Raw genomic sequence first — 16,678 nt, 5'->3', positions numbered from 1 at the left:
TGAGTGACCGCATCGAAGAACGAACCCATGACCGCCACTATCGAAATGATGGAGGCTGGTGGGCGGACCCTGCGCGTGGCGACCTGGCGGCTGGACGACGACCTTGATCATCCCCCGATCCTGTTCTTCAATGGTATCGGCGCGAATATCGAAGCTGTCGCCCCGCTGGCCGAAAAGCTGACCGAACGCGCTTTCGTGATGTTCGACATGCCGGGAACGGGCGAAAGCCCCGATCCCGCGCTGCCGTATAATCCTTTCACGATGAGCTGGACGGCCAGGCAGGTACTGGATCAGCTCGGGATCGCCGAAGTCGATGTGATGGGTGTTTCGTGGGGGGGTGCCATGGCCCAGCACTTCGCGCTTCAATATCCCAAGCGGACCCACAGACTGGTCCTGGCCGCCACGACGGCAGGGATGCTCATGGTGCCGGGCAATCCCGCCGCGCTGACCAAGATGGCCAATCCGCGCCGCTACATCGATCCCAAATATATGAACGAGCATTTCCAGACGCTCTACGGCGGCATCGATCCCGACGGCGGGGCAAACCAGAAGACCAGCCACATCGGTCGCCTCAAGCCGCCATCACCGCGGGGATATTTCTACCAGCTTATCGCCATGCTGGGGTGGACGAGCCTTCCCGCCCTGCCCCTGATGAAGAAGGAAACGTTGGTGATGATGGGCGACGATGATCAGATCGTCCCACTCGTCAATGGGCGCATCCTCGCCTCTGCGATCCCCAATGCGCATTTGGAAGTCATAGCGGGCGGCGGCCATCTTTTCCTGCTGACGCATGCCGACCAGTGCATTGCCAAGCTGAGAGCATTTCTCGACGCTCCGACCACAGAAGCGGAACTGGCCAGAGCCGCCTGAACAGCGGGACGGCCGGGATCATAAGGAATTGACGATGGCCACCGATCCCGCGCTTGCCGCAAATCCGCTCGCCAATCAGCCGATACGCCAGACCAGCGGTGAAGGCGGTGCGCTCGGCCGGACCGGATTTTCCTGGGCGATCTTCGAATGGGCCCGCAATCCCTATTACATCCTCATCGTCATCTACATTTTCGCACCCTATTTCGCGCGGGACATCATCGGGGCGGATCTCCTCGCCAGCGGTACGCTTGCCGGTCTGCCGGACGATCAGGCGCTCGCAGCGGCCAATGCGCAGGGCCAGGCAACGATTGCCTCGGTAACGAAATGGGCCGGATTGATCGCCGCGCTCACCGCGCCGTTTCTGGGTGCCGCGCTGGACCGCGGGGGGCGACTGAAGCCCATTCTGGCAATCTTCCTCGGATCGATCGTCGTCTGTTCGGCCATGCTTTGGTTCGCGATGCCGGGCGGCCAGGGGCTGAGCGTAGGCGCGATCATGGTGCTGCTGGTCGTCGCCTATGTCAGCTACACCTATTCCGAGGTCACACATAATGCCATGCTCAGCGTTGCGGGCGAGCCCAAGCGGCTGGCGATGATCTCGGGTCTGGGCCTCGGTCTGGGCAATCTTGCTGCAACGCTAATCTTCCTCGCTATCGCCCTGCTTTTCGTTCTGCCCGCCGCGATCGGCTGGCCTTTTGCCATTCCCCAGTTCGGCGTCGATCTTTCGAAGTTCGAACATGCGCGGCTTGCCGGGCCGATATGTGCCGTCTGGCTTGCCGTCTTCTCGATCCCGTTTTTTCTCAATGCACGCGATCCCGGCGTTCCGGGCGCGAGCTGGGCCAGGGCTTTCCGGGACGGCGCGGTAAGCGTCTGGCAAACTCTTCGAGCAGCGACCCACTACCGCGAACTGATGAAATTCCTCGTAGCTCGCATGTTCTATGCCGATGGAATGGCTGCCCTCCTGGCGCTTGGCGCGGTCTATGTGGCACTCTTCCTCGGCTGGAATTTCCTGGAAATGCTGTGCTACGCCATTTTTGCCAGCGCCTGCGCCTTTGCCGGCGGTCTCATCGGCGGATGGCTGGAGTCAAAGGTCGGCGTCAAGCGCGCCCTCCTGGTCGAAATCATGTTGATGGTCCTCGCCGGGCTAACGCAGCTCGGCATAACCCGCGAAAGCCTGTTTCTCGGCCTCATTGAAAACAGTCAGGTCTGGGACGGCCCGGTGTTCCAGACACTTTCGGACATCGTCTACCTTTCGCTGATCAGCGTGGTCGCCATCACTGTTACGGCCAGCATTTCGTCTGGCCGCACGATGCTGGTGACGCTTGCCCCGCCGGGCCGCAGTGGCGAATTCTTCGGCCTCTACGCCATTGCCGGGACGATCACCGTATGGATGGGGCCGCTGCTGGTGGAACAGTTTACCCTTTGGTCGGGCGATCAGCGCATCGGCATGGTTTCGATCAACATTCTCTTCATCATCGGTTTCGTCACCCTGCTGACCGTCCGAATGCCGGAACGCGCTGCCTAATCATCACTGGACAGGTCGGTTGCAATGTGGAACCTTCTTTCACCGGAGAGAGGAGCGCCTATCTATGCCCGCATACGATCTGATCATTCGCAACGGGACCATCGTCGATGGTACCGGACAGGACCGGTTCCACGGTGACATCGCCGTCAAGGATGGGCTGATCGTCCAGGTCGGCACGGTCAGCGGTGACGCCGTGGAAGAAATTGACGCTGGTGGGCATCTCGTCACTCCCGGCTTTGTCGATATTCACACCCACTACGATGGACAGGCCACTTGGGATCAGGAGATGGCCCCTTCCAGCTGGCACGGCGTGACTACGGTCGTCATGGGCAATTGCGGCGTTGGCTTCGCGCCGGCCAAGCCGGACAAGCACGAATGGCTCATCGGCCTCATGGAAGGGGTGGAGGATATTCCCGGCACTGCCCTCGCCGAAGGCATGGAATGGAATTGGGAAACCTTCCCGGAATATCTCGATGCGCTCGAAAAGCTGCCCCGTGCGATCGATGTCGGCACCCATGTCCCGCACGGCTCGGTGCGCGCCTATGTGCTGGGCGACCGCGAGCGTCCGGGCGCCGTTCCGACCGATGCCGAAATTGCCGAAATGGGACGCATCGTCGAAGAAGGCGTTCGTGCCGGCGCTCTGGGCTTTTCAACGTCCCGCACCGTGCTTCACCGCGATATCGATGGCGAAGTCGTGCCGGGCACCACCGCAACAGCGGAAGAGCTGATCGAAATCGGCCGAGCCATGGGTCGCGCGGGCCACGGCGTCTTCGAAATGGCTTCCGACATGAAACGCGATTGGGATGAATTCGGCTGGATGGGCAAGATGAGCCGCGAGACCGGCCTGCCCGTTACGTTCGCCGCGCTTCAGTCCATCGCCAAGGAATTGCCGCTCGACGAACAGATCGCCAGCATGCGAGCGGAAAACGACAATGGCGCCAATATCGTCGCGCAGATCGCACTGCGGGGTAACGGCATCGTCATGGCCTGGCAGGGGACCGTTCATCCTTTCCGCCTCAAGCCAAGCTGGAAGGAAATCGAAAATCTGCCCTGGGAAGAACAGAAGGCAAAACTTCTCGATCCGGCATTCAAGGCTCGTATGCTCGGCGAACAGCATGACTTTTCCGACGTCAATCAGGACATCATCGGTCTCGTAATGGTCGTCTGCGGCGGCTGGAACATGCAGTTCGAAATGGACCCGGATTTCAACTACGAACCAACCATCGCCGAAAGCATCTTCGAACGCGCAAAGGCTGCCGGAGTCTCGGGCGACGAATATGCCTACGACCTGTTATGCCGCGATGATGGCAAGGGGTTCATCTATCTCCCCATCCTGAATTATGCCGACGGAAATCTCGATTTCCTGATGGATCTCCAGCAATCGGACGATACCGTCAATTCGCTGTCGGATGGCGGTGCCCATTGCGGAACGATCTGCGATGCAGCCTCCCCCACCTTCATGCTTCAGCATTGGGTGCGTGACCGGTCTCGCGGTACGATTGGTCTCGAAAACGCGATCAAGCGACAGTGCAACGACACGGCCCGCCTTTATGGTCTCGAAGATCGCGGCGTCCTCGCGCCAGGATATCTCGCCGATCTCAACATTATCGACATGGATCGTATCCGGTTGGGCAAACCCTGGCTCGCTTTCGACTTGCCTGCTGGTGGGAAGCGCCTGTTGCAAAAGGCCGAAGGTTACATCGCCACGATCAAGAACGGAAAGGTTACCTTCCGCGATGGCGAATGGACGGGCGAAACGCCCGGCGGCCTCATTCGCGGTCCGCAACGTGTGGAACTGCTGGAGGCAGCGGAATGAAGGCCATTCGCACAGGCGCGACACCTTCCACCCTCGATGCCCTCGTCTATTGCGACGTCGACGGCCCGCCCGAACCGGCGGCCGGCGAGATAACCGTCGCCTTGAAGGCGAGTTCACTCAATTACCACGACTATGCAGTCGTCACCGGGATGATCCCGTCGCAGCAGGGGCGCATTCCCATGTCCGATGGCGCGGGCGTGGTTACGGCCGTGGGCGATGGCGTAACCGAGTTTTCCGTGGGGGATCCGGTGGTCAGCACCTTCTTTCCCGATTGGCTGGACGGTGCGCCCCCGAAAACAGGCTTCACCCGTGTGCCCGGTGACGGGATCGACGGGTATGCGCGCGAAGCGGTCACCGCGCCCGCTTCATCGTTCACCCGCGTCCCCAAGAGTTACAGCCATGCCGAAGCCGCCACGCTGACCTGCGCCGGTCTAACGGCATGGCGCGCCCTGTTCGTCGACAATTCGGTCAAGCCGGGCGATACGGTCCTTGTTCAGGGGAGCGGTGGGGTCTCGGTCTTCGCCCTTCAGTTCGCCAAGGCTGCAGGGGCGACGGTGATCGCCACCAGTTCGAGCGGAGAGAAGCTCGAACGTCTCCGCGATCTGGGTGCCGATCATCTGATCAATTATCGCGAGGTCGAGGAGTGGGGCGCAAAGGCTCACGAACTCACCGGCGGACATGGCGTGGATTGCGTTGTCGAAGTCGGCGGTGCCGGAACGCTGGGGCAATCGATGGTTGCGGCCTGCGTCGGTGGCCATGTCGCGCTTATCGGCGTCCTCGCAGGCTTTGCCGGACCGGTCCAGACCGGCCTTCTCATGGCGAAGAACCTGCGCGTGCAGGGCCTGACCGTGGGAAGCCGGCGCCACCAGCTAGACATGATCGCCGGGATCGACGCCAACGGAATCCGTCCGGAGATTTCCGACAACTTCCCGCTGGAACGCCTGGCTGCCGCTTTCCGTCACCAGGAAAGCGGCGCCCATTTCGGCAAGATCGCGGTGGAAATCTGACCGGCGAAGGATCGCCGGCCGCGACCTACACCCGCATCGGCATCAGCACATAAAGCGCAGGCGAATTCTCGTCCTTGCGGATCAGTGTCGGTGCGCCGGCATCGGCAAGATGGATTTCCACCGTGTCCGAATCGATCTGGTTGAGAATGTCCTTCAGATATGTCGCATTGAAGCCGATTTCGAACCCGTCCGATGCATATTCGGCGGGCACTTCTTCGGTCGCGGTACCGTTGTCGGGGCTCGTGACGGTCAGCGTCACCTTGTCCCTGTCGAGACCCATCTTGACCGCGCGGGTCTTCTCGGTCGCGATCGTCGCGACGCGGTCCACACCCTCGTGGAAACTCTTCGGATCGATTTTCAGGAGCTTGTCGTTACCCGTTGGAATAACACGCGAATAATCGGGGAACGTGCCGTCGATCAGCTTGCTGGTAAGGACCACACCGCCCTCGCCGCCCAGCGTGAAGCGCACCTTGCTGGCCGACAGGTCGATCTGAACATTGCCGTCCATCTTTTCTTCGAGCAGCTTGCGCAGTTCGGCCACGGCTTTGCGCGGCACGATGACGTCGGGCATGCCTTCTGCGCCTTCCGGACGCGACAGCGTGAAGCGTGCGAGGCGGTGACCATCGGTGGCCGCAGCTTTCAGCACCGGTTCACTGTCGTCCGATACGTGGAAGAAAATGCCGTTGAGATAATAACGGGTCTCTTCGGTCGAGATGGCGAACCGCGTGCGGTCGATCAGTTCCGCCAGCGTCTTTGCCGGCAGTTCGAAACTGGTCGGCAAATCGCCTTCCACGATCACCGGGAAGTCGTCGCGCGGCAGCGTCGGCAGCGAAAAGCGGCTGCGCCCGGCCTTGATCGCCATGCGGTTTTCCGCGGCTTCCAGGCTGACCTGAGAACCGTCCGGCAGCTTGCGGGCGATGTCGAACAGCAAGTGCGCCGATACGGTGATCGCCCCTGCACTTTCGACGCTGGCGTCCATATGTTCGACCACCTGCAGGTCGAGGTCGGTCGCCATAACCTTCAGTGAATTGTCGCCTTCCGCCTCGATCAGGACGTTCGAGAGGATGGGGATGGTGTTACGGCGTTCTACGACCGATTGCACGTGGCTGAGGCAACGCAGCAGCGTAGCGCGTTCGATGGTGGCCTTCATGGTCCTACTTTCGTCCCTTTTGGGCACACAGAGGGCCGGAATCGCCCCCATCAGCGCCGGAATACGGATAATTACCCTAGCGGGGCGGTCATAGGGAGCAAGCCGCAAGGGGCCCGGTCCCGATTTCCTTGGGGAAAAGTGGTGGGTTTGTCGGACATGGCGCGGATTGCCCCCGCGCCCACGTCCGCCAAAGCGCCTCCCTTATCCCATCATCGCCATTCCGCCGTTCACATGCAGCGTCTGGCCGGTGACATAGGCGGCTTCGTCGCTCGCCAGATAGGCCACTGCAGCGGCGATTTCCTCGCCCTCGCCCATGCGGCCCATCGGGATACGTGAATTGATCGCGCCCTTCTGATCGTCGTTCAGCGCATCGGTCATGGCGGTGCGGATGAAGCCCGGCGCCACGCAGTTCACCGTGATGTTGCGGCTTGCAAGTTCCTGCGCCAGGCTCTTGGACATGGCGGTCAGCCCGCCCTTGGCGGCGGTATAGTTCATCTGGCCCGGATTGCCGGTGTGGCCGACCACGCTGGTGATCGAGATGATACGCCCGCCCTTGGCCTTCATCATGGGCCGAGCACTGGCGCGCATCAGACGGAAACTGGCTTCCAGATTGATGCGGATCACATCGTCCCATTCCTCGTCCTTCATCCGCATGGCGAGGTTGTCGCGCGTGATGCCGGCATTGTTGACCAGGATATTCATGCTGCCCAGCGTGTCGACGGTGGCCGGGATCAGCTCCTCCACCTGCTTCGCATTCGACAGGTCGCAGGTGATCTCGACATGATCGTGACCGAATTCGCTGTTCAGCTGTTCGCGAAAGGCGCGCAGCTTGTCCGAATTCGAACCCGACAGTGCCAGTCGTGCACCCTGCTTCGCCAGGGCGTAGGCAATCGACGAGCCGATGCCGCCGCTGGCGCCCGTCACGAGGGCGGTTTTTCCTTCGAGGCTGAACATCACGCGTTCTCCTTCGCGAAATTCTCGAGGTCTTCCATTGTGACGAGCGATACGGTCGCCGCGTCCTTGTCGATCCGGCCGATCATCGGGCCAAGCACCTTGCCGCCCAGTTCGATGAACCGCTCGATACCCGCTTCGCGCATGGCGATCACGCTTTCACGCCACCGCACGCGGCCGGTGATCTGTTCGACCAGCAGGGCCTGTTCCTCCGCCGGGTCGGTTACGCGCGCGGCGGTAACATTGGCGTAGAGCGGCACGGTGAAGGCTTCGGGCGGCGTATCGCCCAGCGCGCGCTTCATGCGCAGGGCCGCAGGGCCCATGAGCGAACAATGGAACGGCGCCGAAACGGGCAGCTTGATGCCGCGTTTGATGCCATGATCCTTGGCCATTTCGATGGCGCGGTCGATTGCTTCGGCATGGCCGGAGATGACGACCTGCGTGGGGTCGTTATCGTTCGCCACTTCGCACACCTGACCCTCAGCCGCGGCTTCGGCCAGCGCGGTGGCCTTATCGATATCGGCTCCCAGCAGTGCGGCCATCGCGCCCAGTCCGATGGGAACGGCATCCTGCATGGCGATCCCGCGCAAGCGCAGCAGCTTGGCCGTATCCGTCAGCGAAAATGCTCCGGCAGCGCACAGCGCACTGTATTCGCCCAGCGAATGTCCGGCCACACAGTCGGCCTTGTCCGCCAGCGCGACGCCGAATTCCTTTTCCAGAACGCGCACCGTCGCGATCGAATTGGCCATGATGGCGGGCTGCGCATTGGCGGTCATCGTCAACTCGCTCTCGGGCCCGTCCTTCATCAGGCCGGAAAGATTCTGCTTCAGCGCCTCGTCGACTTCCTGAAAAACCTCGCGGGCATGCGCGCTGGCGTCGGCAAGGTCGGCGCCCATGCCGACCTTCTGGCTACCCTGTCCGGGAAAGATGAATGCAGTCATGAATTTCTCCTTGCGGGCGCGCCTAGGCCCGTGGGCCGCGCGCCTCAAGTCCGAAGGGGACAATCTTGTTGGCAGCATCATGGCCGATATCGGCGCGGCCGAGATAGGGAATCCCGCTGCGCGCGCACCAGTCCTGCGCAATGGCGATCTCGTCGCTGCCGAAAGGACGGTCGTTTTCCGGCACGTCGCTGATCCGGCCGAGCCGTAGTCCCGCAATGCCCTGCAGGTGCTGGCTGATGTGGAAGAACAGCCGGTCCACGGCATAAAGATGCTCTGCCACTTCCTCGATCATGACGACATGCCCGGTCAGATCGGGCATCAGTTCGGTCCCCACCATCATCGCCAGCGTGGTCAGGTTGAAAGCGACCGCAGGCCGCTCGCCCAGGCTCGGTTCCAGACCGCTCGCCCCGCCTGCCAGCCAATCGAGCGCGCGTTCCACCGCCGCCTCGCCTCCGGCGCGCCTTATGTCGCCCGCCAACGGGCCGTGCGCCACCTGACCGATCCCGTGGCGATACAGCACGCCGAGCAGGAAACCCGTGTCCGAATAGCCGATGAACCGCTTGCCCCGCGCATGGTCGTTCATCTGCCTCGCCGCCTCCGCCGCGATCCTGTTCGATCCGTATCCACCCATGGCAAACCAGACCGCATCGAATGCGGGATCGTTGGCACAGTCCAGCAAGGCGGCAAGGCGCACGGCGTCACTGCCGGCAAAATGCCCCTCTTCCAGAAAGCACTGTTCGTGGAACATCAGGTCCACGTCCTCGCGGCCAGCCACCAAGGCCTGGACCGCCTCGGCCCTGTCGCGCTTCAACCGTTTTCCGGGGGCGCAGATCGCAATTTTGACCATGTCCGCGTGCTAGCGCGCTTGTGTCGGGCGACACAACTCAATAGCTGCACCGGCATGAGCGATATGCCCACTCCAGACGAATTGTTTGCCCGCCCCTTCTTCTTCTGCGGCATCGGCGGCTCGGGAATGCTGCCGCTTGCGCAGATCCTCAAAGGGCGCGGCTGCACGGTCGAAGGATCCGATCGCAGCTACGATCAGGGCCGCACGCCGGAAAAATTCGCCGCGCTGGAAAATCAGGGCTTCACCCTGCACCCGCAGGACGGCAGCGGAATGGTTTCGGCCGAACAGATTCTCGTCGCCAGCGCCGCCATCGAAGATAGCGTTCCCGAAGTCAGCCGCGCGAACGAACTCGGGTGCCTGCGCCTTACCCGCGCGGAACTGAATTCGATTCTCTTCAATACCAGCGGCGCGGGTCTTGCCGTCGCGGGTACCAGCGGCAAATCGACGGTCACCGGCATGCTCGGGTGGATACTGCACGCCTGCGGGCGCGAACCGACCATCATGAACGGCGCGGTGATGAAGAACTTCGTGTCGCCCGAACGCCCCTTTGCCAGTGCCGTGATCGGCGGCCAGAGCCTCTATGTCAGCGAAGTCGACGAAAGCGACGGATCGATCGCGCTCTATCGCCCTGCGGTTGGCGTGCTGCTCAATGTCAGCCTCGATCACAAGAGCATGGAAGAACTGCGCCAGCTGTTCGGGGACTATCTCTCGCGCAGCCGCATCTCGGTGATCAACGCCGATGATGAAGAAGCGCTCGCACTCCTCCCGCATGCGAAGGAAGTTGTCACTTTCGGCATCGATCAGGAAAAGGCGCAGATCGGCGTGGTCCCGGGCTCGATTGCGGAAGGCCCCATGCGGCAGGCGGCATTGATCGTGGATCGGCACGATGGCAGCCAGCATCCACTGACGCTCCACCTGCCCGGTCGCCACAATCTTTCGAATGCGCTCGCGGCGATAGCCGGCGCTGCAGCGGCAGGTATCCCGGTCGGCAAGGCGGTCGAGGCTCTGGCCGCCTTTGCTGGCCTCGCGCGCCGCTTCGACATTGTCGGCACCAGCCCCTCGGCCATTACGGTGATCGACGATTTCGGCCACAATCCCGAAAAATGTGCCGCTACGCTGCGCACCTTGAAAGCGCATCCGGGCCGCGTACTCGCGTTCTTCCAGCCTCATGGCTACGGTCCGCTCAGGCAGATGGGCGACGAACTGGCGGAAACCTTCGCCAACGAACTGGACGAAGGCGACACGGTTATTCTGTGCGATCCGGTCTATTTCGGCGGCACGGTCGACCGCAGCGAAGGCAGCGAACGGATCGTCGGCCTGATCGAACAGGCAGGCGGAAACGCCGAATATATTCCGTCGCGCGATGCGGTGGGTGATCGGCTGGCCGAAATGGCCCGCCCTGCCGATCGTATCGTCATCATGGGCGCGCGCGACGATACGCTCAGCAGTTTTGCGAGGGACCTCTTCTCACGCCTTCCGTGACGGCTGGCGATCAGTGCGCGGCAGCCTCGCCGCCATCGCCATGTCCCATGCCGAAGACCTTGTGCAGCAGGAAGAGGAGGACGAACCCCAGCGCAAGTCCGACCAGCGCGGACAGCCCGGCAAAGGTCAGCCAGCCCAGAACGCCGCCGGCTGCTCCGGCTACGGCGGATACGCCGTGCTCGATACCTTCGATCCAGTGTTCCGGCCCTGCAATACCGATGTCCGCCAGGCCGTGCAGGATGATCCCGCCGCCGACCCACAGCATGGCAATGGTGCCGATGAAGCTCAACGCCACCAGCAGATGCGGCATGAACGCCACCAGCCCGCGTCCGAAGCTCTGCGCTGCCGCGCCGTCCTTCTTGGCGAAATGCAGTCCGATATCGTCCATCTTCACGATCAGGCCGACCACGCCGTAGACGCCTACGGTCACCGCGATGCCGACGATGGCCAGAACCCCGGCGCGGGTCAGCAGATCTTCTGCCGCCACTTCGTTCAGCGTGATGGCCATGATTTCCGCGGACAGGATCAGATCGGTTCGGATCGCGCTGGAAACCCGCTGCTTCTCGAACGCGACCGGGTCCTTGATATCGTCTGCCACCGTCTGGCCATGCTTCTTGCCGCCCAGCTTCTCGGCCACCTTCTCCGCACCTTCATACGAAAGATAGGCACCGCCCAGCATAAGGATGAAAACGATCGCCTGCGGCAGGAACTCGCTCAGCAGGACGGCGCCGGGTAGCAGGATCAGCAGCTTGTTCTTCAAACTGCCCTTGGTGATGTTCCAGATGATCGGCAGCTCGCGCGCTGGCGACAGGCCGGTCACATAGCTCGGCGTAACGGCGGCGTCGTCGATGACCACGCCTGCCGTCTTCGAACCTGCCCGGCCAGCAGCCGCGGCAATATCGTCTACCGAAGCCGCCGCGGTGCGCGCAATGATCGATACGTCGTCCAGAAGGGCTACCAAACCGCCGGGCATTGCGCGTCCTTGTTTATTTGAAATCCGCACCACGCTTGCCTGCCTTACGCAAACGAAGCAACTGGCGATTTCGCGCTGTCCTACATCGTGATGAAATGGCATGCAGCATGCCCTCGCCGCTGGGCGGGTTCATGGCGGCGCTTCGTCGCCTACCCCAACCGGCGGTAGCGTGGTCGCGACATGGAAGGTGACATTCCCGGCTGCCAATTCAGAACTAAATCGTTGTTTGACAAAGGGAATGGTGAATGCGCGAGTTTTGAATTCACCCCCGGTCGGCGTAAACCTGTTCGACCCTCGCTTGCATTCTGCGCCAATCCCGTTATGTGCGCGCATCCCCTGGGTGTACCGGGGGATTCGAAGAAAGCCGGAGGGGCCCCGCAATCCCGCGGATCAGCCAGCGATCGGCCATATGTGAAAGGACAAGGGCATGGCTCTCTACGAGCATGTTTTCCTGGCGCGACAGGACCTGAGCCAGGCTCAGGTGGACCAGCTCGCCGCCACCGCGACCGAGATTGTCGAGAATAACGAAGGCAAGGTTACCAAGACGGAAACCTGGGGCCTCAAGAACCTCGCCTACAAGATCGACCGCAACCGCAAGGCGCATTTCGTAATGCTCAACATCGAAGGCCCCGGCGCCGTCGTGGAAGAGCTCGAACGCCAGACCCGCATCAATGAAGACGTCATCCGTTACATGACCATCCGTGTCGACGAGCATGAAGATGGCCCCAGCGTGATGATGCGCAAGAACGAGCGCGATGCCAAGAAGCGCCGCGACCGCGAGGAGCGTAACTGATGGCCCGTCCGTTTTTCCGCCGCCGCAAATCCTGCCCGTTCTCGGGCAAGAACGCCCCCAAGATCGACTACAAGGACACACGTCTGCTGCAGGGCTTCATGTCCGAACGTGGCAAGATCGTCCCCAGCCGCATCACCGCCGTCAGCGCGAAGAAGCAGCGTGAACTGGCCAAGGCCATCAAGCGCGCTCGCCACATCGGCCTGCTGCCGTACATCGTGAAGTAAGGAGAAAATCCATGGATATCATTCTCCTTCAGAGGATCGAAAAGCTCGGCTCGATCGGTGACGTCGTCACCGTGAAAGACGGCTATGCCCGCAACTTCCTGCTCCCGCAGAAAAAGGCACTGCGCGCCAACGAAGCCAACAAGAAGGTCTTCGAAGCGAACCGCGATCGCCTGGAAAAGGAAAACGCGGAACGTCGTACCGAAGCCGAAAAGGCTGGCGAAAAGGTCGATGGCGTCGAAATCGTACTGATCCGCGCTGCGTCGAACACCGGCCAGCTCTACGGTTCGGTCAACGTTCGCGACATCGCTGCCGCGCTCGCCGACAAGGGCCACGACATCGACAAGAAGCAGGTCATCATGGGTGATCCGATCAAGGCGATCGGCATGCATGAAGTCCGCATCGACCTCCACCCCGAGGTGTCGGTTAACATCAAGGCCAATGTCGCCCGTTCGGACGACGAAGCCGAGCTGCAGAGCCAGGGTGTCGACGTGATGGCGCAGATGTTCGAAGACGAACAGCGCGAGATCGAAGAACAGGCCGAAGCCAACCGCATCGACTCCAACCTCGAGCCGGGCGAAATTCCCGCCGACATGCTCGAAGACGGAGCGGACGAAGGCGAAGAGACAGCCGAAGGCTGATCCTCGCTTCGAAAAAAGTACAATCAGGGCGCGGCGGCTTCGGTCCCCGCGCCCTTTTTGTAACAAAGCCCTGCTTATGGCAGGGAGGGACTTCATAAACACAAGAGGCAGGAGAAACGCCCATGGAATCCATCGAACAGACGCTCGACAGGCTCGAGAGCATCTATGACGCGGCAGTCGAGCGGCTGCGCGCAGACGTCATCGCCTTCGGCCGCGAACGCGAATTGCCCGCGCCGGAACGCCGCAGCGACGGCAGCTATTCCTATCCCGAACTGCGCCTGCGTTTCCGCGGCGGCGATCAGCCCGAAGACCGCAACCGCGCGTTCGGCCGCCTCAACGCGCCCGGGCTCTACACCACCACGGTCACCCGCCCGGCGCTCTTCCGCGATTACCTTCGCGAACAGCTCGAACTCATCGACGAGAATTACGAAGTCGAACTGGAAGTCGGCTCGTCACGCCAGGAAATCCCCTTCCCCTACGTCCTCGATGGCGAAGCCGGTGCGGAACTCGTCGGCGTCGATCCCAACCTCATCGCGCGTCATTTCCCCTCGACCGAACTGGCCGATATCGGGGACGAACTGGCCGACGGTATAATCCTCGGCGAACCGGACGAAGCCATCCCCCTCTCCCTTTTCGACGGCTTGCGGACCGACTTCAGTCTGGCGCGTCTTGCGCACTATACGGGCACCAGCACGGAACACTTCCAGCGCTTCATCCTGTTCACGAACTACCATCGCTATGTCGATGAATTCGTGGACTGGGCCGGATCGCAGCTCGGCGCCAACGGCTACACTGCCCTGGCGGGCGCCGGCGGGCTCATGCTCACGGAAAAGACAGACAATGCCCGCGCGCAACTGTCCGATACGGCATGGCGGCGCCACCAGATGCCGGCCTATCACCTCGTCGGCCCGAACAAGGAAGGCATCACGCTGGTCAATATCGGCGTCGGCCCTTCCAATGCGAAGACGATCTGCGACCACCTGGCCGTGCTGCGGCCGGAAGCCTGGCTGATGATCGGTCATTGCGGCGGCCTTCGCCCCAGCCAGAAGATCGGCGACTACGTTCTCGCTCACGCCTATCTGCGCGACGATCACGTACTCGACCCGGTGCTTCCGCCGGAAATCCCCCTGCCCGCCATTGCCGAAGTCCAGCAGGCGCTGGCCGGAGCGGCGGAAATGGTCTCTGGCGAACATGGCGCGGACCTTAAAAAGCGCATGCGCACGGGCACCGTGGTCACCACCGACGATCGCAACTGGGAACTGCGCTATACCAGTTCCGCCCACCGCATGAGCCTCAGCCGCGCTGTCGGTGTCGATATGGAAAGCGCAACGATTGCCGGTCAGGGCTATCGCTTCCGGGTCCCCTACGGCACGCTGCTTTGCGTATCGGACAAGCCCCTCCACGGCGAAATCAAGCTGCCGGGACAGGCCAATGCATTTTACGAAGAAGCCATTGCTGCCCACCTCCAGATCGGTGTGACGGCCTGCAAACTGCTGCGCGATGAAGGCCCCCGCCTCCACAGCCGCAAGCTTCGCGCCTTCAACGAACCGCCATTCCGCTAAATGGCATGATTGTGGCGCTTTAGAGGGTTAACGGTCCAATAATCCTTTTCTGCCATTTGGGCAGTAATGACCACTATCGAACTGTCGGCGACGGCTCGCCGGCACCTGCTTGATACGTTGCAGATCGGCGCCGGCGTGCTGGCTGTCGGTGCGCTTCTGCTCGCGCCACCTGCAAAGGGCACGGTCGCATTCTATCCGTTGACGGTGTCGGCCGAGCGAAGCCTTCCCATGCTCGCCACCTCCGAAGGGCGAAAGCTCCTTTCGAAAACCGCGCTGGCGAATGGCTATATCGTCACGGGAACCCGTCCGGCTTTTGCCGATCTTCTTTTCAATCACGGCATCATTGCCCTGGCCGTCGCGGATGGCGGCTGCATCGGAACAGCAAAATGATACGAAACGAAGTCGATACCCTCAGGCAGCAGGGTATCAAATGGATTGCTGCCGCCGGATGGGGTACGACCTTCGCCATCGGCCTGCTCACCCTCTCCATGGGGCAGCAGGCTCTTCACGCATGCATGGTCAGCGCGCTGCTCAACATCGTGCCGTCGCTACACGCCTTGCAGCGCCGATCAGATCTTGCCGCACGCCTCGCAGTCGCGCTCATGGCCGCTCTGCAACCCGCATTGCTTCTTTATGCAATGCGCGGTGCCGCCTGGCAGATCGACATGCATATGTATTTTTTCGTCGGGTTGGCCCTGCTGACTGTCCTATGCGACGCGCGTCCGATCGTTCTGGCCGCTGTGGCCATTGCGCTCCATCACCTGCTGCTTGCCCTCGTATCGCCGGAATGGGTCTTTTCCGGCGGCGGCGGCATTGAACGTGTGCTGGTTCACGCCTTGGCCGTTGTTCTTCAGGCGGCAGCCTTGTGTTTCATCGCTATTCGCCTCCACGCGATCCTGTCGCATCTGGCCGATGCTCTCATGGCGAGTGAAAATGCCAATGTCCTGGCAAATGAAGCGCTCCAGCAAGCTGATGCAGAACGATCGAAGCGTGGAATGATCGAAAACGAACAGGCCGAACGGCGCCGAGTCGAACTGCTCCGCATCGCCGAAGATTTCGAAGGATCGGTTGCCATGGTCGCCGCCTCTGTCTCGCAAAGCGCCCTCACCCTCGACAAGGCCATGACTTCGCTTGATGGGACCGTCCGCGACACAGGCCGGCAGGCCAGCGACGTTGCCGCCTCCGCATCGCAGGTCTCGACCGCCGTAGAATCGGTGGCCAGAGGCGTTGCGGAACTGTCCCGTTCGATCAGCAGCATTGCCATAACTGCAGGACAGCAGGATCAACTTGCGAGCGAAGCTGGCGTTCGAACCAATTCTGGCGGCGAGGCAGTCACTTCGCTTTCGAAACATTCGCAGACAATCGGCGAAGCGACCAAATCGATCGCCAGCGTTGCAGAGAAGACCAATCTGCTTGCCTTGAATGCAGCGATCGAGGCTGCGTCTGCAGGTGAAGCCGGAAGGGGCTTTGCCGTTGTGGCGCAGGAGGTCAAGGATCTGGCCAGGCAGGCCGCCAAAGCAACCCAGCAAATCGACAATCTGCTGTCCGGTGTGCGTGACGGGACGGGCGAAGCGGAAACCAGTTTCGGTGAACTGAGCGAAGCGATCGAGGAGCTTGCACGGTCCGCGGCAGCAATCCGAAGGGATGTCGATGGACAGCGCGGCGCCGCAGCCATGATCGAGACGAACGCAGAAGAAACCGCCACTGGCACCGACCAGATGGCACGGCTGAGCGCCCTTCTCGCAGAAAGTGCTGTCCAGACGGAGCAGCTGTTCAGCGACGCGCGCCGCACGACCGGTGAGCTCATGACAAACATCCGCTCGCTCGAAGCATCGGCCGGTCGCTTCGTCGCCACTATAAAGGCGGCTTAACCTCATCGGCATCGGGATCGGCGCAGCATTT

16 protein-coding genes are annotated in these 16,678 nt (G+C 61.7%); 11 read left to right on the top strand and 5 right to left on the bottom strand.

Annotated elements, in window-relative coordinates:
• Positions 1 to 3: 3 nt before the first annotated feature.
• From K3177_RS10855 to K3177_RS10840, 4 genes are all read left to right on the top strand, one after another.
• The gene (locus K3177_RS10855) at positions 4 to 870 is read left to right on the top strand and encodes an alpha/beta fold hydrolase (RefSeq protein ID WP_345725388.1); all 867 of its coding nucleotides are present in this window, start codon (positions 4 to 6) and stop codon (positions 868 to 870) included.
• 34 nt (positions 871 to 904) lie between these two features.
• Positions 905 to 2,392 (top strand): MFS transporter, encoded by a 1,488-nt coding sequence (locus K3177_RS10850; protein WP_221598273.1) that lies wholly within the window; start codon positions 905 to 907, stop codon positions 2,390 to 2,392.
• Positions 2,393 to 2,456: 64 nt separating this feature from the next.
• Positions 2,457 to 4,208, top strand: coding sequence for an N-acyl-D-amino-acid deacylase family protein (locus K3177_RS10845; protein ID WP_221598272.1), 1,752 nt, complete (start codon positions 2,457 to 2,459; stop codon positions 4,206 to 4,208).
• A complete protein-coding gene (locus tag K3177_RS10840; protein WP_221598271.1) occupies positions 4,205 to 5,215 on the top strand; it encodes a zinc-dependent alcohol dehydrogenase family protein in 1,011 nt (336 codons plus the stop codon). The genes K3177_RS10845 and K3177_RS10840 overlap by 4 nt, the downstream gene beginning before the upstream one ends.
• A gap of 25 nt (positions 5,216 to 5,240) precedes the next feature.
• On the opposite strand, the gene dnaN is transcribed toward K3177_RS10840, so the two are convergent.
• The 4 genes from dnaN to K3177_RS10820 form a co-directional block, all read right to left on the bottom strand.
• Positions 5,241 to 6,365 carry a DNA polymerase III subunit beta gene (gene dnaN / locus K3177_RS10835; protein WP_221598270.1) on the bottom strand — a complete coding sequence of 375 codons (1,125 nt, stop codon included), beginning with the start codon at positions 6,363 to 6,365 and terminating at the stop codon, positions 5,241 to 5,243.
• Positions 6,366 to 6,566: 201 nt separating this feature from the next.
• Entirely contained in the window at positions 6,567 to 7,319 is a 753-nt protein-coding gene (fabG, locus tag K3177_RS10830; protein ID WP_196845978.1) for a 3-oxoacyl-[acyl-carrier-protein] reductase, read from the bottom strand.
• Positions 7,319 to 8,257: an ACP S-malonyltransferase gene (gene fabD, locus K3177_RS10825; RefSeq protein WP_221598269.1), complete on the bottom strand. Its 939-nt coding sequence runs from the start codon at positions 8,255 to 8,257 to the stop codon at positions 7,319 to 7,321. Before fabD ends, fabG begins: the two co-directional genes overlap by 1 nt.
• A gap of 22 nt (positions 8,258 to 8,279) precedes the next feature.
• Positions 8,280 to 9,104: an LD-carboxypeptidase gene (locus tag K3177_RS10820; RefSeq protein ID WP_221598268.1), complete on the bottom strand. Its 825-nt coding sequence runs from the start codon at positions 9,102 to 9,104 to the stop codon at positions 8,280 to 8,282.
• A 54-nt stretch (positions 9,105 to 9,158) separates the two neighbouring features.
• On the opposite strand from K3177_RS10820, the gene K3177_RS10815 reads away from it, so the two are divergent.
• Entirely contained in the window at positions 9,159 to 10,586 is a 1,428-nt protein-coding gene (locus tag K3177_RS10815; RefSeq protein WP_221598267.1) for a glutamate ligase domain-containing protein, read from the top strand.
• A gap of 10 nt (positions 10,587 to 10,596) precedes the next feature.
• On the opposite strand, the gene K3177_RS10810 is transcribed toward K3177_RS10815, so the two are convergent.
• Positions 10,597 to 11,559, bottom strand: a complete 963-nt coding sequence (locus K3177_RS10810) for a DUF808 domain-containing protein (protein WP_221598266.1) — start codon at positions 11,557 to 11,559, stop codon at positions 10,597 to 10,599.
• A 427-nt stretch (positions 11,560 to 11,986) separates the two neighbouring features.
• On the opposite strand from K3177_RS10810, the gene rpsF reads away from it, so the two are divergent.
• From rpsF to K3177_RS10780, 6 genes are all read left to right on the top strand, one after another.
• Positions 11,987 to 12,352, top strand: coding sequence for a 30S ribosomal protein S6 (gene rpsF, locus K3177_RS10805; protein WP_103023651.1), 366 nt, complete (start codon positions 11,987 to 11,989; stop codon positions 12,350 to 12,352).
• A complete protein-coding gene (rpsR, locus tag K3177_RS10800; protein WP_086436027.1) occupies positions 12,352 to 12,576 on the top strand; it encodes a 30S ribosomal protein S18 in 225 nt (74 codons plus the stop codon). The genes rpsF and rpsR overlap by 1 nt, the downstream gene beginning before the upstream one ends.
• An 11-nt stretch (positions 12,577 to 12,587) precedes the next feature.
• Positions 12,588 to 13,214, top strand: coding sequence for a 50S ribosomal protein L9 (gene rplI / locus K3177_RS10795; RefSeq protein ID WP_103023650.1), 627 nt, complete (start codon positions 12,588 to 12,590; stop codon positions 13,212 to 13,214).
• A gap of 122 nt (positions 13,215 to 13,336) precedes the next feature.
• Positions 13,337 to 14,776 (top strand): AMP nucleosidase, encoded by a 1,440-nt coding sequence (locus K3177_RS10790; protein ID WP_103023649.1) that lies wholly within the window; start codon positions 13,337 to 13,339, stop codon positions 14,774 to 14,776.
• A gap of 66 nt (positions 14,777 to 14,842) precedes the next feature.
• Positions 14,843 to 15,166: a hypothetical protein gene (locus tag K3177_RS10785; RefSeq protein WP_221598265.1), complete on the top strand. Its 324-nt coding sequence runs from the start codon at positions 14,843 to 14,845 to the stop codon at positions 15,164 to 15,166.
• Positions 15,163 to 16,647, top strand: a complete 1,485-nt coding sequence (locus K3177_RS10780; RefSeq protein ID WP_221598264.1) for a methyl-accepting chemotaxis protein — start codon at positions 15,163 to 15,165, stop codon at positions 16,645 to 16,647. The genes K3177_RS10785 and K3177_RS10780 overlap by 4 nt, the downstream gene beginning before the upstream one ends.
• Positions 16,648 to 16,678 lie beyond the last annotated feature (31 nt).

It is taken from the genome of Qipengyuania pacifica, assembly GCF_019711555.1.
GTDB classification, from domain to species: Bacteria; Pseudomonadota; Alphaproteobacteria; order Sphingomonadales; family Sphingomonadaceae; genus Qipengyuania; species Qipengyuania pacifica.
The sequence above is the reverse complement of the archived record's forward strand: the minus strand, read 5'-3'. Positions and strand labels throughout refer to the sequence as shown.

Bases quoted from the DNA above. Each gene is read 5' to 3' on its own strand.
- K3177_RS10845 (WP_221598272.1), top strand. From the start codon at position 2,457: ATGCCCGCATACGATCTGATCATTCGCAACGGGACCATCGTCGATGGT.
- K3177_RS10780 (WP_221598264.1), top strand. From the start codon at position 15,163: ATGATACGAAACGAAGTCGATACCCTCAGGCAGCAGGGTATCAAATGG.
- rpsF (WP_103023651.1), top strand. From the start codon at position 11,987: ATGGCTCTCTACGAGCATGTTTTCCTGGCGCGACAGGACCTGAGCCAG.
- K3177_RS10850 (WP_221598273.1), top strand. From the start codon at position 905: ATGGCCACCGATCCCGCGCTTGCCGCAAATCCGCTCGCCAATCAGCCG.
- fabG (WP_196845978.1), bottom strand. From the start codon at position 7,319: ATGTTCAGCCTCGAAGGAAAAACCGCCCTCGTGACGGGCGCCAGCGGC.
- fabD (WP_221598269.1), bottom strand. From the start codon at position 8,257: ATGACTGCATTCATCTTTCCCGGACAGGGTAGCCAGAAGGTCGGCATG.
- K3177_RS10815 (WP_221598267.1), top strand. From the start codon at position 9,159: ATGAGCGATATGCCCACTCCAGACGAATTGTTTGCCCGCCCCTTCTTC.
- K3177_RS10785 (WP_221598265.1), top strand. From the start codon at position 14,843: ATGACCACTATCGAACTGTCGGCGACGGCTCGCCGGCACCTGCTTGAT.
- K3177_RS10840 (WP_221598271.1), top strand. From the start codon at position 4,205: ATGAAGGCCATTCGCACAGGCGCGACACCTTCCACCCTCGATGCCCTC.
- K3177_RS10820 (WP_221598268.1), bottom strand. From the start codon at position 9,104: ATGGTCAAAATTGCGATCTGCGCCCCCGGAAAACGGTTGAAGCGCGAC.
- dnaN (WP_221598270.1), bottom strand. From the start codon at position 6,365: ATGAAGGCCACCATCGAACGCGCTACGCTGCTGCGTTGCCTCAGCCAC.
- K3177_RS10790 (WP_103023649.1), top strand. From the start codon at position 13,337: ATGGAATCCATCGAACAGACGCTCGACAGGCTCGAGAGCATCTATGAC.
- K3177_RS10810 (WP_221598266.1), bottom strand. From the start codon at position 11,559: ATGCCCGGCGGTTTGGTAGCCCTTCTGGACGACGTATCGATCATTGCG.
- rpsR (WP_086436027.1), top strand. From the start codon at position 12,352: ATGGCCCGTCCGTTTTTCCGCCGCCGCAAATCCTGCCCGTTCTCGGGC.
- rplI (WP_103023650.1), top strand. From the start codon at position 12,588: ATGGATATCATTCTCCTTCAGAGGATCGAAAAGCTCGGCTCGATCGGT.